This window comes from Polaribacter sp. R2A056_3_33 (genome assembly GCF_019278485.1).
Lineage (GTDB): Bacteria > Bacteroidota > Bacteroidia > Flavobacteriales > Flavobacteriaceae > Polaribacter.
The window spans coordinates 3,743,885-3,757,904 of sequence record NZ_CP058984.1; the positions used below are offsets into that span (position 1 = coordinate 3,743,885).

The 14,020-nt window shown below is 29.9% G+C and carries 15 protein-coding genes; 12 read left to right on the forward strand and 3 right to left on the reverse strand.

The window, feature by feature from the left end; all coding sequences use genetic code 11:
• Window positions 1-185 precede the first annotated feature (185 nt).
• Together H0I29_RS15760 and H0I29_RS15765 are read right to left on the reverse strand one after the other, a co-directional pair.
• On the reverse strand, window positions 186-992 hold the full coding sequence (locus tag H0I29_RS15760) for a universal stress protein (RefSeq protein WP_218753247.1): 807 nt from the start codon (window positions 990-992) through the stop codon (window positions 186-188).
• Window positions 993-1,115: 123 nt separating this feature from the next.
• Complete coding sequence (locus H0I29_RS15765) at window positions 1,116-2,018, reverse strand: AraC family transcriptional regulator (RefSeq protein WP_218753249.1); 903 nt, start codon at window positions 2,016-2,018, stop codon at window positions 1,116-1,118.
• Between the two features lie 207 nt (window positions 2,019-2,225).
• Here H0I29_RS15765 and H0I29_RS15770 point away from each other — a divergent pair, with 207 nt between their 5' ends.
• The 10 genes from H0I29_RS15770 (at window position 2,226) to H0I29_RS15815 (ending at window position 10,672) form a co-directional block, all read left to right on the forward strand.
• Window positions 2,226-2,810 carry a TetR/AcrR family transcriptional regulator gene (locus H0I29_RS15770; protein WP_218753251.1) on the forward strand — a complete coding sequence of 195 codons (585 nt, stop codon included), beginning with the start codon at window positions 2,226-2,228 and terminating at the stop codon, window positions 2,808-2,810.
• Between the two features lies 1 nt (window position 2,811).
• Window positions 2,812-3,474, forward strand: coding sequence for an NAD(P)H-binding protein (locus H0I29_RS15775; RefSeq protein WP_218753253.1), 663 nt, complete (start codon window positions 2,812-2,814; stop codon window positions 3,472-3,474).
• Between the two features lie 14 nt (window positions 3,475-3,488).
• Window positions 3,489-4,118 (forward strand): NAD(P)H-dependent oxidoreductase, encoded by a 630-nt coding sequence (locus tag H0I29_RS15780; protein WP_165734085.1) that lies wholly within the window; start codon window positions 3,489-3,491, stop codon window positions 4,116-4,118.
• A 14-nt stretch (window positions 4,119-4,132) separates the two neighbouring features.
• On the forward strand, window positions 4,133-5,128 hold the full coding sequence (locus H0I29_RS15785) for an NADP-dependent oxidoreductase (protein ID WP_218753255.1): 996 nt from the start codon (window positions 4,133-4,135) through the stop codon (window positions 5,126-5,128).
• A gap of 15 nt (window positions 5,129-5,143) precedes the next feature.
• Window positions 5,144-6,304: an iron-containing alcohol dehydrogenase gene (locus H0I29_RS15790; protein WP_218753257.1), complete on the forward strand. Its 1,161-nt coding sequence runs from the start codon at window positions 5,144-5,146 to the stop codon at window positions 6,302-6,304.
• 8 nt (window positions 6,305-6,312) lie between these two features.
• Window positions 6,313-7,119, forward strand: coding sequence for a type 1 glutamine amidotransferase domain-containing protein (locus H0I29_RS15795; protein WP_218753259.1), 807 nt, complete (start codon window positions 6,313-6,315; stop codon window positions 7,117-7,119).
• A 219-nt stretch (window positions 7,120-7,338) separates the two neighbouring features.
• Window positions 7,339-8,133, forward strand: coding sequence for an RNA methyltransferase (locus H0I29_RS15800; protein WP_218753260.1), 795 nt, complete (start codon window positions 7,339-7,341; stop codon window positions 8,131-8,133).
• A 5-nt stretch (window positions 8,134-8,138) separates the two neighbouring features.
• Window positions 8,139-8,885, forward strand: coding sequence for a polyphosphate--glucose phosphotransferase (gene ppgK / locus H0I29_RS15805; protein ID WP_218753262.1), 747 nt, complete (start codon window positions 8,139-8,141; stop codon window positions 8,883-8,885).
• A 56-nt stretch (window positions 8,886-8,941) separates the two neighbouring features.
• A complete protein-coding gene (locus H0I29_RS15810) occupies window positions 8,942-9,394 on the forward strand; it encodes a GNAT family N-acetyltransferase (protein ID WP_218753264.1) in 453 nt (150 codons plus the stop codon).
• Window positions 9,395-9,439: 45 nt separating this feature from the next.
• Window positions 9,440-10,672, forward strand: a complete 1,233-nt coding sequence (locus H0I29_RS15815; RefSeq protein WP_218753266.1) for a M48 family metallopeptidase — start codon at window positions 9,440-9,442, stop codon at window positions 10,670-10,672.
• On the opposite strand, the gene H0I29_RS15820 is transcribed toward H0I29_RS15815, so the two are convergent.
• A complete protein-coding gene (locus H0I29_RS15820) occupies window positions 10,669-11,142 on the reverse strand; it encodes a hypothetical protein (protein ID WP_218753268.1) in 474 nt (157 codons plus the stop codon). The genes H0I29_RS15815 and H0I29_RS15820 overlap by 4 nt on opposite strands.
• Before the next feature lie 107 nt (window positions 11,143-11,249).
• Between H0I29_RS15820 and H0I29_RS15825 the strand changes: the two genes are divergently transcribed.
• Both H0I29_RS15825 and H0I29_RS15830 read left to right on the forward strand, forming a co-directional pair.
• Window positions 11,250-13,469, forward strand: a complete 2,220-nt coding sequence (locus H0I29_RS15825) for a bifunctional (p)ppGpp synthetase/guanosine-3',5'-bis(diphosphate) 3'-pyrophosphohydrolase (RefSeq protein WP_218730495.1) — start codon at window positions 11,250-11,252, stop codon at window positions 13,467-13,469.
• 73 nt (window positions 13,470-13,542) lie between these two features.
• On the forward strand, window positions 13,543-13,992 hold the full coding sequence (locus H0I29_RS15830; protein WP_165734070.1) for a Fur family transcriptional regulator: 450 nt from the start codon (window positions 13,543-13,545) through the stop codon (window positions 13,990-13,992).
• Window positions 13,993-14,020 lie beyond the last annotated feature (28 nt).

Genomic DNA, 14,020 nt, shown 5'->3' on the forward strand with positions numbered 1-14,020 from the left:
GTTTTAATGCCGCAAATATATGGTATATTTTATAAAGGACAAATATATCCCTTATAAAATAAATATTAATTATGCATCCCTCCTTTTTTCCTAAAAAAACAGTTTCTTGCTAATAAAAAAACCTTGTACTATTCCTTTTGGAACAATACAAGATTTAAATTAGGGAAATAATAAATGAGGAATTGTTATTCTATAGGGATTGACAGTAACGGAATATTTTGCCCAGAAGCCATGACTCTTGTTTTACTTTTATGTACAATAGATTCCCAAAAACCATATTTTTTTGGCATCATAACCAAAAGATCTGAATTCGATTTTTTAATTTCACTCTCAATTGATTCAATTACAGAGTTCGATTTTACATTTTTATAAAAATGGGTAACATCTTCTAATTCTTTATTTAAGATACTAGGTGTTTCTATCTTTAATTCTTCAACTTTTTGATCCACATAAAAAACAGTTACAGCAGCTTTTAAACTTAAGGCAACCTGACGCAATTTAGCCAATGTTTTTAATGGAATATCTTGTAAAATATCACACGCAAAAAGTATTTGTTTTATTTCCTTAAATTTTGCTTCTAAAGGAATTGCTAATACCGGAAATTCTTTCATACTGATGACACTCGTTGTTGGATTCCCTAATAAATTTTGTTCCATAGATTTTGGAGACATTCCAATTACTAAAAAACGACCGTTATACTCTTTCATTAAGTGATCTACTTCTTCTCCTAAATCGCTATAACTACTCTTGTAAGAAACTTTAATTTGAAACTCTTTACTTAAATTGGCAGCTAATTTTTTTAATTTTTCTTTATTTTTTTGAAATAAAATATCTAAAGACATGGCAGACAACCTACTATTTGCAGCATGTACAGGTAATCTAAATGCATGGAAAAGTACAAGTTCTGACTGAAATTGTTTTGTTAATGCAGCGGCGTATAATACAGCGTTATCAGATAGTTTAGAAAAATTGGTAGCTACTATAATACTCATAAGGTAGATGATTTGATTATACTCAAAGATAAAAAATAATCAGCATTATGAGGTAGTCGAAAAAAGGGATGTATTGGTCAAAAACGTGTTTTTAGAGAAGTTTAACAAAAAATTGTACTTCAATTAATTTGTGTTTTTTCTAAAGTAAGAAGGTGATACACCTGTATTTTTCTTAAAATATTTACCAAAAAAAGAAAGGTTGCTAAATTTTAATTCATTTGCAACTTCAGAAATACTTAATAAAGGATTGCTTAATAATAATTTAGCTTCCATAATTACAGCATCATCAATTAATTGACTGGCAGTTTTATCTGAAACCTCCTTTAAAACCTTTGATAAATGTGCAGCTGTTAAATGCATGCAATCAGCATAGAACTTAACAGAACGTTCATTTTTAAAATGATCATTTAAAATGGTTAAAAACTGAAGTGTTAATTGCTGTTTCCTATTTAAATGCGCTTCTAAATTTGGATATTCTCTTTTAAAAATGGCTCCGTAATGATATAATAATAAACCAAAGGAGTGCATTATAATTTCATTTCTAAAAGGTAAAAGAAGTGCATCTGCATTGTTGTTATTCGCTAATAATTTAGACAATACTATAGAAGTTTCTTTTTCTTCGTTTAATAATTTTAACTTCGGATAACTGTTTGCCGTTAAAAAGTCTATGGCATCAAATTCTGCTTTTTTTAAAAGGATCTTAAAAATAAAATCGACTGTAAAACTAACGCTAATAATCTCTAGATCTTTACTAATTTCTGTAATTTGAGAAACCGTTTGGGGTTTCACAACAATCATCTCACTACTTTCTAAAGTGTGTTTAATTAAGTTTAACTGTAACTTAATGAATCCTTTAAGTATTAACAAAAAAGTATAATTCCCAGATCTAAAGGGTGCTAAAAAAGGAGTTTCATCAAAATTATTTTTAGACATATGCACATGTAAATCTGTGTACAGTTGTGGCTTGTCTCCAATAATTTTGACAACGTCGTTAATACTATAATTTTTAATGAAAGGTTCTTGCAATTGTTTCTTCTAGTTATTGGTTGATCAAAGATACCAATTTCTATAATCAACTTGTATTATATCTCTTTTCTATTGTCTTCCCTATTCTAGATTTACTTTTGGTTATGCACCGTAATCAATTATATCTATAATTGTATAAATATAAATCTTTGTTAAAAAAAGAATGAACGTTCATTTTTATGTACATTTGCATCAGAATAAAACAATATGGCAAGGCTTCAAAAAAGTATAGATAAACGTAATGCACTAATAAAGGCAACAATTGAGCTCGTTAATAATAACGGATTTCATGCGACACCTATGAGTAAAATTGCGAAAATGGCAAATGTATCCCCTGCTACCATTTACTTGTATTTTGAAAACAAGCAAGATTTAGTAAATAAAACCTATATAGAAGTAAAAGCAAGATATACAGATTATGCATTTGAAACTTATAAAGCAAATATGTCTATTGAAGAAGGTTTTAAATTAATTTGGTATCGCATTGCAACCTTTAAACTAAAGGAATGTGAAAATGCTATGTTTTTAGCACAATGTGATAATACACCAATGATTGATGAACCAAGTAGACAAGAAGGAATTAAACATTTACAACCCCTACTCGATCTTTGGATAAAGGGAAAAAAAGAAGGAATTATAAAACCTATGTCAGAATACTTATTGTATGCATATGCTATAAATCCTCTATCATTTTTAATGATGGCAGAGAAAAGAGGTTCTTTTAAATTAGACGAGACTCATTTAGAAGAAGCGTTTCAGTCTGCATGGAGCAGTATAAAACTTTGTAAATAAGATGAAGAAAACGGCAATCATATTAGGTGCAACCGGTTTAACTGGCAATCATATTCTTCATAAATTAATTGAAGATAAAACCTACGAGACAATAAAATTATTTTCTCGTTCTAAAATTGATGGTTTACCAAAAAAGGTAAAACAATTTATAGGTGACATTTTAGATCTAGCACAATTTAAAGCAAATTTTACAGCAGACGAAGTGTATTGTTGCATTGGTACAACTGCTAAAAAAACTCCCGATAAAACATTGTATAAAAAGATAGATTATGGCATTCCGGTTACTGCCGCAAAACTATCAAAAGAAAATAACATCGCTACTTTTTTAGTGGTTTCTGCAATGGGAGCGAATGCACAAAGTACTGTCTTTTACAATAAAACAAAAGGCGAAATGGAACATGATGTTTTAAAACAAAATATTATAAACACTTTTATTTTAAGACCTTCCTTAATTGGTGGAGAAAGAAAAGAAAGTAGAATCTTAGAAAAAATAGGTTTGGTTGTTATTAAATTAATTCAACCTTTATTTATAGGAAAACTAAAAGAATATAAAATTATAGATGCTGAAAATATTGCACAAGCAATGATAAACTTAGCAAATACTAAAAATAATGCCGGAGTCATAATTACTTCAAACGATATAAAAAAACTTTCAAAAAAATAAATAAAGAACAGAATATGGAATTATTAGATAAATTAAATTGGAGATACGCTGCAAAGGCAATGAATGGTGAAGTTGTAGCAGAAGATAAAGTAGAACGTATTTTAGAAGCAGCTCGTTTAGCAGCAACTTCTAGTGGATTACAACCTTTTGAAATCTATGTAGTTAAAAGTCAAGAGGTAAAAGAGAAAATTAGACCAATCGCTTGGAATCAATCTGTAATTACAGACTGTTCTCATTTATTGGTATTTGCAGCTTGGGATACGTATACCCCAGAACGCATTAATTATATGTTCGATTTAACAAACGAAATTCGTGGTTTTGAAAACGAAGGTTGGGAAAACTACCGTCAGATGCTATTAAGCTCTTATCCGCAAAGAGATTCAGAAGAAAATTTTAATCATGCTGCCAAACAAGCGTACATCGCATTCGGACATGCAATTATTGCTGCAGCTTACGAAGGAGTAGACGCAACGCCAGTAGAAGGTTTTGACCCTGTAGCGGTTGATGAAATTTTAGGCTTAAGGGAAAAAGGTTTACGTAGTGCTGTTTTATTGCCATTAGGTTATAGAAAAGAAGATGAAGATTGGTTGGTAAACTTGGTAAAAGTTAGAAAACCGATGAAAGATTTAGTGACTGTAATATAATAAAAAAAAGAAAAATGAAAACGATTTTATTAAACAATAGACCACAAGGAAAACCAACAACTTCTAATTTTGAATTTGTAACGGAAGACACTGAGTTAGCAATTAAAGATGGAGAAATTCTTCTAGAAGCTGCGTACGTTTCTGTAGATCCTTATTTAAGAGGAAGAATGAGCGACGCAAAATCTTATGTACCTCCTTTTCAATTAAACGAACCAGTACAATCTGGTGTTATTGCTAAAGTTACTGCTTCTAAAAATGATAATTTTAAAGAAGGAGATTATGTTTCTGGTTTATTAAACTGGCAAACACAACAAGTTTCTAATGGAGATGGTTTAAATAAAGTAGACGGAACAAAAGCACCATTAAGTGCCTTTTTAGGTATTTTAGGTATGACTGGTTTAACTGCTTATTTAGGACTAAACGAAATTGGAAAACCGAAAGCTGGAGAAACAATTGTAGTTTCTGGTGCTGCAGGTGCAGTTGGTTCTGTTGTTGGGCAAATTGCTAAAATTCTTGGATTAAATGTAATTGGAATTGCAGGTACAGATGAAAAAATTGATATGCTAAAATCTAAATTTGGTTTTGATGCAGGTATCAACTACAACACCAATAAAGATATAAATGCTGAAATTAAAAAATTAGCACCAAATGGTGTCGATATTTATTTTGATAATGTTGGTGGGCCAATTTCGGATGCTGTATTATTTAACATCAACCGTTTTGCAAGAATTATTATTTGTGGAGCAATCTCAGTTTATAATGAGACTGAAATTCCTAAAAGTGTAAGTGTACAACCGTTTTTAGTTAAAAATAGTGCACTAATGCAAGGATTTATTGTTTCTAATTATGCTGATAAATTTCCAGGAGCTATTAAACAGTTATCAGAATGGTTAGCAGAAGAGAAGTTAACTTACACAGAAACTATCGTAAATGGTTTCGAGAATATACCTACTGCTTTCATCGATTTATTTGATGGTAAGAACAAAGGTAAAATGATCGTTAAAATCTAAAAAAAATAAAAGAAGATGAACAATTTCGAATTAAAAAATCCTACTAAAATTATTTTTGGAAAGGATACAATTAAACAATTAGAAACTGAAATTCCTGCAGATGCAAAAGTATTACTGTTGTATGGTGGAGGAAGTATAAAGAAAAACGGAATTTACGACCAAGTAAAAAAAGCGTTAGCAAATATTGAAGTTGTAGAGTTTGGAGGAATACCTGCAAACCCAGAGTATGCAACCTTAATGGAAGCTTTAAATGTAATTAAAGAAGAACAAATTACGTATTTATTAGCTGTTGGTGGTGGATCTGTAATAGACGGAACTAAATTTTTATCTGCAGCTGCAGTATTTGAAGGAGAAACTCCTTGGGATATTTTGACAAATAACGTTAAAACAGAAAAAGGAATGCCTTTTGGAACTGTTTTAACATTACCTGCTACCGGTTCTGAAATGAATTCTGGTGCTGTAATTACTAGAAGAGAAACAAAAGAAAAACTAGCAATGGGTGGTCCAGGTTTATTTCCTGTATTCTCTATACTAGATCCTCAAGTAATTGCCTCTATTCCGCAACGTCAATTACAAAATGGATTAATGGATTCTTTTACGCACGTTTTAGAACAATACATGACGTACCCTGTTAATGGATTGTTACAAGATCGTTTTGCAGAAAGTATTTTACAAACTATTATTGAAATAGCTCCAAAGGTTTTAAAAGACCCTACAAATTATGATGCAGCTGCAAACTTTATGTGGAGTTGTACCATGGCTTTAAACGGATTGATACAAAAAGGAGTTCCTGGAGATTGGGCTGTGCATGCAATGGGGCACGAATTAACGGCTTTATTTGGTATAGATCACGCACGTACTTTAGCTATAATTACACCTAGCCATTACAAATATAACTTTGATGTTAAAAAAGAAAAATTAGCTCAATATGGAGAACGTGTTTGGAAAATTAAAGAAGGTAGTAAAGAAGATAGAGCGTATGCTGCTATAGAAAAAACAGTTGCCTTTTTCCATAAATTAGGCATAGAAACAAAATTATCTGATTATACAGATAATTATGAAGGAACTGCAGAAGAAATAGCAAAACGTTTTACAGATCGTGGTTGGTTAGGTTTAGGTGAACACCAAAATTTATCGCCAGAGAAAGTAAAAGAAATTGTAAAAATGGCTTACTAATTTTAAATATGAAATTTACACAAATTATAGCTTTAACGCTTACAATTATTACAGCTTCTAGTTGTAAGGATTCTAAAAAAGAAACTACTATTGATAAAGTATCAGAAGTAAAAACAACAATTAAAAAAGAAAAAAAAATGAATATATTATTTGTATTAACATCTCACGATAAATTAGGAGACACAGGAAAAAAAACAGGATTTTGGGTAGAAGAATTTGCTACTCCATATTACACATTATTAGATAAAGGAGCTACAATTACTATTGCAACACCAAAAGGTGGCGCTGCACCTATAGACCCAAGTAGTGATGCTCCAGATGCAGCTACAGCTTCTACAGATCGTTATAATAAAGATGCAGCTACTAAGTCTTTAATTGAAAACACAAAAGTATTAGCAGATATGAACGCAGATGATTTTGATGCTGTATTTTATCCTGGTGGTCACGGTCCTTTATGGGATTTAACAAACGATAAAGTATCTGTTGCGTTAATCGAGAAATTCGATCGTCAAGAGAAACCAATTGCATTTGTTTGTCATGCACCTGCGGTATTAAGAGATGTTAAAAATGCTGATGGAACTGCATTAGTTAAAGGTAAAAAAGTAACAGGATTTTCTAATAAAGAAGAAGCTGCTGTTGGTTTAACAGAAATTGTACCATTATTATTAGAAGATATGCTTATAGAAAATGGCGCATTTTATTCTAATGGAGAAGATTGGGCTCCGTTTGCAATACAAGATGGTAATTTAATTACAGGTCAAAACCCTGCATCATCAGAATTAGTTGCAGATAAATTATTAGCTAGTTTAAAATAATTAGTATTCTTAAACTCTAGTAAAAAGTTTATTAGTATTTAAAAGGCTCGCAAAATGCGAGCCTTTTAAATTTATAGAAACCAAATAGAACCTCTCCTTTTCATAGAAATTTAAATTTACGTGCATTTAATAGTAAAAATTAATAATTTGGTTTATAAACACAAATATTGTTATTATTTACCTTTTTTCCAATACCTATAAATAGGTATATTTGTGCTAATGAAAGAAATAACTAGTATTCAAAATACGTATGTAAAAAATTTGCTTAAACTGCAAGAAAAAGCACGTGAACGAAGAAAACAGGGTTTATTTATTATTGAAGGTAAACGAGAAATTACACTAGCAATTTCTGCTGAATATGAATTCGATACGATTCTTTTTTATCCAGATTTAATTTCAGAAAATGAAATTTTACATCTTTTTAATGCAAATGTAAATAGAATTGAAATCTCTAAAGAAGTTTATCAGAAACTGGCTTATAGAGGATCTACAGAAGGAATAATTGCGATTACAAAAGCAAAAGACTTCTCTTTAGAGAATATCTTGTTTCAAACTAAAAATCCATTAATATTAATCGCAGAAGGTGTTGAAAAACCTGGAAATATTGGCGCCTTACTGAGAACTGCAGATGCCGCAAATGTAGATGCTGTTTTTATAGCAAATCCTAAAAGCGATTTGTATAATGCAAATATTATTCGTTCTAGTGTAGGTTGTGTTTTTACCAATCAGATTGCCATAGGAACATCCGAAGAAATAATTACGTTTCTACAAGAGAAGAACATCAATATATATGCTGCCACTTTGCAGAATTCTAATGAATATCATGTAGAAAATTATACTGAAAGCACAGCAATTGTTGTAGGTACAGAAGCAACTGGTTTAACTGATGTTTGGAGAGAAGCTGCTACACAAAACGTAAACATACCTATGCAAGGACAAATAGATTCGATGAATGTTTCTGTTTCTGCTGCAATTATTTTGTTTGAAGCAAAAAGACAAAGAAAATTTAAATAGTAAATATGAAAATATTAGGAATTGATATCGGTGGATCTGGAATTAAAGCCGCAATTGTAAACACCAAAACAGGAGAATTACTTTCTGAAAGACACCGAATAGATACTCCAAAACCAGCAACACCAGAAGCAGTAGCAAAGGTTGTAAATGAAATGGTAAATCATTTTAATTGGAAAAAAGCAATTGGTTGTAGTTTTCCTACCACCATTGTGAATGGTAAATGTATTCATCCAGGAAATTTAAGTGAAAAATGGTTGAATGTTAAGGTTGATAAATTATTTAGAAAAGAATGTAAATTGCCTTTTTATGTAAGTAATGATGCCGATTTAGCTGGTTTAGCTGAAGTTAGTTTAGGTGCTGCTAAAAAAGAAAAAGGCGTTGTAATTATGGTTACCATTGGTACTGGAATTGGTTCTGGTTTGTTCTTTAACGGAAACCTAATTCCTAATTTAGAAATAGGTAAAATGCTACATACTAATGGAAAAATAATTGAGTTTTATACAGCCGATTCCGTAAGGAAAAAAGAGAATTTAAAATTAAAAGAATGGGCAATAAGGTTCGATTCTTTATTAGAATATATTAGAATTGTATACACACCTAGTCTTATTGTTTTAGGTGGTGGAATTAGCAAAAGATATGACGGTTTTAAAGAATATTTACAAACTGATGTAAAAGTAAAAGTTGCTGAATATAAAAATAATGCTGGTATTATTGGAGCAGCAATTTATGCGAGCAAAGAACATAAAAAATAAAACACGCTTTATTAATTTCCTTTTACAATACTACTTTCAGTAAAACTTAATGGACTATGAACTTTAGAAAAGCTAGCATAAACGACATTTCGGATATTATTAAAATGATTGCTGAAGATGAACTTGGTCAAAAAAGAGAAAACTTTCAGAATCCTTTACCAACCTCCTATTTAGAAGCATTTAAAAAAATAGATGCTGATAAAAATCAAGAACTTATTGTTGTCGAAAATAATGATTTAGAAATTATTGGAACTTTACAAATTACTTATATTCAGTATTTAAGTTATTGTGGCGGTATGAGAGCACAAATAGAAAATGTGTTTATTAGAAGCGATCAAAGAGGTTTAGGAATAGGAAAAAATGTTTTTGAATGGGCAATAAATCGAGCGAAAGAAAAAAAGGTGCATTTAGTACAATTAACTTCTGATAAAAAAAGACCTCGTGCAATTAAATTCTATGAAGAATTAGGGTTCAAAGGAACGCACGAAGGAATGAAATTACACTTTTAATAAAAACAACACTAAACACACTGTTTAGATCCTTTCAACTATTTTATGCAACCAACTACTTTATTCTATATCATTATTGCCATATTAATCATCAGTTTTCTGGTTGATAAAATTTTAGACACGTTAAATGAAAAACGTTTTGATGCAGAAATTCCAGAAAAGTTAAAGGATGTTTATGATGAAGATGAATACAAAAAATCACAAGCTTATAAAAAAACCAGTGCAAAGTTTTCAAATATAACTTCATTCTTTTCTACACTATTAACCTTAGTTTTCTTTTTTGTAGATGGGTTTAAATATGTAGATAATTTTGCAAGAAGCTATACAGATAATCCAATTTTGGTTGCTTTGCTTTTCTTCGGGGTTATTATGTTGGCATCAGAAGTAATGACCACTCCTCTATCCTATTACAGCACGTTTGTCATTGAAGAGAAATTTGGTTTTAACAAATCTACAAGAAAAATATTTTGGTTAGATAAATTAAAAGGATTGGTAATGAGCGCTTTGTTAGGTGGCGGAATTTTAGCTTTAATTATTTGGTTTTATCAACTTACGGGGGAGAATTTTTGGATTTATGCTTGGGCTTTTGTTGCTATTTTCTCTTTATTTATGAACATGTTTTACGCTAAATTGATTGTTCCTTTATTCAACAAACAAAGTCCGTTAGAAGATGGCGAATTAAAAACAGCCATAGAAAAATATGCAAAAAGTGTTGGTTTTACCATCAATAATATTTTTGTGATAGATGGTTCTAAAAGATCTACAAAAGCAAATGCTTATTTTTCTGGTTTTGGATCACAAAAAAGAATTACGTTATATGATACTTTAATAAACGACTTAGAAACGGATGAAATTGTAGCTGTATTAGCGCATGAAGTAGGTCATTATAAAAGAAAACATATCGTTTTTAATTTAATTGCTTCAATTTTATTAACAGGATTAACGTTGTTTATTCTTTCCTTATTTATTAATTCTGCCGTTTTATCTGAGGCATTAGGTGTTTCTATACCTAGTTTTCATATTGGATTAATTGCATTCGGAATTTTATATTCGCCGATATCAGAAATTACAAGTTTATTTATGAATTATATGTCTCGTAAATTTGAATATCAAGCTGATAATTATGCGAAAGAAACTTTTGAAGGAAATGCCTTAATAACATCACTTAAAAAATTATCTAAAAATAGTTTGAGTAATTTAACTCCGCATCCGGCTTATGTTTTTGCGCACTACTCTCATCCAACTCTGTTGGAAAGAATTAATAATTTAGAAAGTTAATTTTTTTCTATTACGGAATGCACTATTTTCATTAACATCATTTTATCTTTAGCATCTGCATTAACAGGAAGCATGGTTGTAAGTTCTATACAAGTGTTTTGATCTTGTTTTATATAATATTTTTGTTTAGAGAACTCAATTCCTTTTTTAATTACCGTACCACTTAACAATAAAATATTTTTACTATTTATCTTCTGCTCCCCTTTAAACTCCATTCCTTCATCAGGTTTATTATTTATTTTTGTCTTTTTAGTTTCATAAGAAATAGGTAAAAACAAACCTACAATTAACGCTTGTGGATTTTGTGATACATACATATTTGTAGTTACACTTGTAAAAACATCTTTATTTATATCTATTTCTACTTTCTTTTTTTGAAGTTCAAAAAGACGATTCTGCCCTGCTTTTTCTTGAGAGTTAATAGTAAAACTGATAAATAAAACGATAAAACTGATACAAATATTTTTCATTTTACAAAAATAAGAAATAAATATATTTAGAAAACGAAATACTTGTATGTTAAAATACTTATTCTTAATTTCACTTTGAGTTAACCCCTAGTAATAAAATAACGCATTTGGAATACACCGCAACCATAGAAGAGGAAAATAAAGAAATAGCAAAACGATATAAAGATTTGCTAAAGGGTACGTATGAGATTATGTCTAAAGAAGATAAGGAACTCATAAGAAAAGCATTTGACATTGCTGTAGATGCGCATTCTGATCAACGCAGAAAAACAGGTGAACCTTATATTTATCATCCCATTGCAGTTGCAAAAATTGTTGCTTATGAAATTGGTTTAGATGCGGTTTCTATAGCTTCTGCCCTTCTGCACGATGTTGTAGAAGATACAGAATACACCTTAGAAGATATGGAAAACCTTTTTGGGGAAACCATTGCTAAAATTGTAAACGGATTAACTAAAATATCTCGCTTAAACAAAGAGCAAGATGCTTCTATACAAGCAGAGAATTTTAGAAAAATGCTTTTAACATTAAATGATGATGTTAGAGTTATTTTAATAAAAATTGCAGATAGATTACACAACATGCAAACTATGGATGCAATGCCTGCTCATAAACAGGTTAAAATTGCATCGGAAACTTTATATATTTATGCGCCTTTAGCTCATAGATTAGGTTTGTATAATATAAAAACAGAATTAGAAGATCTTGGCTTAAAATATACAGAACCAGAAGCTTATTTTGGTATTCTTGGTAAAATAAAAGAAAGTAAAGAAGATCAGAAAAAATATTTGCAACGATTTGAAGAGACTTTAAAATCTGGGTTAGATAAGGAGAATTTTGACTATGAAATAAAAGGACGTTTTAAGTCTATTTATTCTATTCGTAGAAAAATGATCAATCAAAATGTAACTTTTGATGAGGTTTATGATAAATATGCCATTAGAATTATTTATAACCCAAATTCTAATGATGATAAGTTTGATGCGTGGAAAATTTATACCATTGTAACCGATTACTTTAAACCCAACCCTACTCGTTTAAGAGATTGGATTTCTCAACCAAAATCTACCGGTTATGAGGCCTTACATATTACGGTTGTAGGACCAGATTCTCAATGGGTAGAAGTACAAATTCGTTCTAATAGAATGAATGAAATAGCAGAAAAAGGGTATGCTGCACATTTTAAATACAAACAGGGAGTAACTAAAGACAACGGATTAGATGATTGGCTAAATAAATTAAAAGAAACCCTAGAAACACAGACTTTAAATGCGGTAGATTTTGTAGAAAATTTTAAACTGAATCTATATTCTAAAGAAATATATGTTTTTACACCTAAAGGTGATTTAAAATCGCTTCCAAAAAATGCAACTGCTTTAGACTTTGCTTTTTCGATACACACAGATGTTGGTTTAAAATGTAGAGGGGCAAAAGTAAACGGAAAATTATTGCCTTTAAGTCACCAATTAAAAAGTGGAGACCAAATAGAAGTAATTACCAGTTCATCTAACAAACCAAATGCTAGATGGTTAGATTTTGTAATTACAGCAAGAGCAAAAGCAAGAATTAGAGCCGCTTTAAATGAAGAAGAAAAATTAATTGCAGACGAAGGGAAAGCAATATTAATACGTAAACTACGTCATTTAAAAATTACTTTTAATGATAAAACAACCAATGAACTCGTTAATTATTTTAAATTAAAAACAAGTTTCGATTTATTTTTTAGAATTGGTAATGGTGCTATAGACAATACACAGTTAAAAGCTTTTGTTTCTCAGCGAAATAGTAAATTATTTAATTTCTTTAAATCTAAATTAAAAAGAAATACTCCAGAAAAAGAATACGTAGAAACAGAAGAAGTATCGAGTAAATTTGATGCTTTAGTTTTTGGTAAAGACGAGCAAAAACTAGATTATAAACTATCTAAATGTTGTAATCCTATTCCAGGAGATAAAGTTTTTGGTTTTTTAACTATTAATGATGGTCTTAAAGTTCATAAAATGAACTGCCCAAATGCTATTTCTTTACAATCTAATTATGCCTATAGAATTATGCCTGCAAAATGGATTGATTCTACAAAACAAGACTTTAAGGTAATTTTACACATTTCTGGTGTAGACAACCAAGGTCTGGCAAATGATGTAACCCGTACCATTTCTGGTAATATGGGCGTGTTTATTAATAGCATTAATATTAAAGGAGATGAAGGTGTATTTGAAGGTAAAATCTCTATAAGTGTAAAGAATATTTCACAACTAGATAAATTGATAAAAAAACTTCTTAAAATAGAAGGAGTTAAAAAAGTAGATCGTGTTAATACTTTATAAATATCAATTGATTAAAAGTCGTATTTAATTAAGAAATAACTGTAAATTTGCTTTTTGTAAAAAATCAATCTAAATGAGTAGTTCTCTTGAAAATCAAGAAGTAGTAAAAAAAGTTTTCACCACATACTTAGGCGAAAATAAGCATAGAAAAACTCCAGAACGCTATGCTATTCTCCAAGAAATATATGCGGCTGAAGAGCATTTTGATATAGAATCTCTATATATAAAAATGAAAAATAAAAATTATAGAGTTAGTAGAGCTACACTTTATAATACAATAGACTTGCTTTTAGATTGCGGTTTGGTTAGAAAACATCAGTTTGACGGACAATCGATGGCACGTTATGAGAAAAGTTATTTCGATAAAAATCATGACCACGTTATTTTTACAGATTCTGGAGAAGTAAAAGAATTTTGTGATCCACGAATTCAAATTATAAAAAAAACCATAGAAGAAGTTTTTGATATTGATATTCATAATCATTCACTTTATTTTTATGGAACAAAAAAGAACAAATCTTAATTAACAACATAACAAAATAAACAACAAT

Bases quoted from the DNA above. Each gene is read 5' to 3' on its own strand.
- H0I29_RS15790 (WP_218753257.1), top strand. From the start codon at position 5,144: ATGAACAATTTCGAATTAAAAAATCCTACTAAAATTATTTTTGGAAAG.
- H0I29_RS15810 (WP_218753264.1), top strand. From the start codon at position 8,942: ATGAACTTTAGAAAAGCTAGCATAAACGACATTTCGGATATTATTAAA.
- H0I29_RS15815 (WP_218753266.1), top strand. From the start codon at position 9,440: ATGCAACCAACTACTTTATTCTATATCATTATTGCCATATTAATCATC.
- H0I29_RS15760 (WP_218753247.1), bottom strand. From the start codon at position 992: ATGAGTATTATAGTAGCTACCAATTTTTCTAAACTATCTGATAACGCT.
- H0I29_RS15775 (WP_218753253.1), top strand. From the start codon at position 2,812: ATGAAGAAAACGGCAATCATATTAGGTGCAACCGGTTTAACTGGCAAT.
- H0I29_RS15770 (WP_218753251.1), top strand. From the start codon at position 2,226: ATGGCAAGGCTTCAAAAAAGTATAGATAAACGTAATGCACTAATAAAG.
- H0I29_RS15820 (WP_218753268.1), bottom strand. From the start codon at position 11,142: ATGAAAAATATTTGTATCAGTTTTATCGTTTTATTTATCAGTTTTACT.
- H0I29_RS15830 (WP_165734070.1), top strand. From the start codon at position 13,543: ATGAGTAGTTCTCTTGAAAATCAAGAAGTAGTAAAAAAAGTTTTCACC.
- H0I29_RS15800 (WP_218753260.1), top strand. From the start codon at position 7,339: ATGAAAGAAATAACTAGTATTCAAAATACGTATGTAAAAAATTTGCTT.
- H0I29_RS15785 (WP_218753255.1), top strand. From the start codon at position 4,133: ATGAAAACGATTTTATTAAACAATAGACCACAAGGAAAACCAACAACT.
- H0I29_RS15780 (WP_165734085.1), top strand. From the start codon at position 3,489: ATGGAATTATTAGATAAATTAAATTGGAGATACGCTGCAAAGGCAATG.
- H0I29_RS15795 (WP_218753259.1), top strand. From the start codon at position 6,313: ATGAAATTTACACAAATTATAGCTTTAACGCTTACAATTATTACAGCT.
- ppgK (WP_218753262.1), top strand. From the start codon at position 8,139: ATGAAAATATTAGGAATTGATATCGGTGGATCTGGAATTAAAGCCGCA.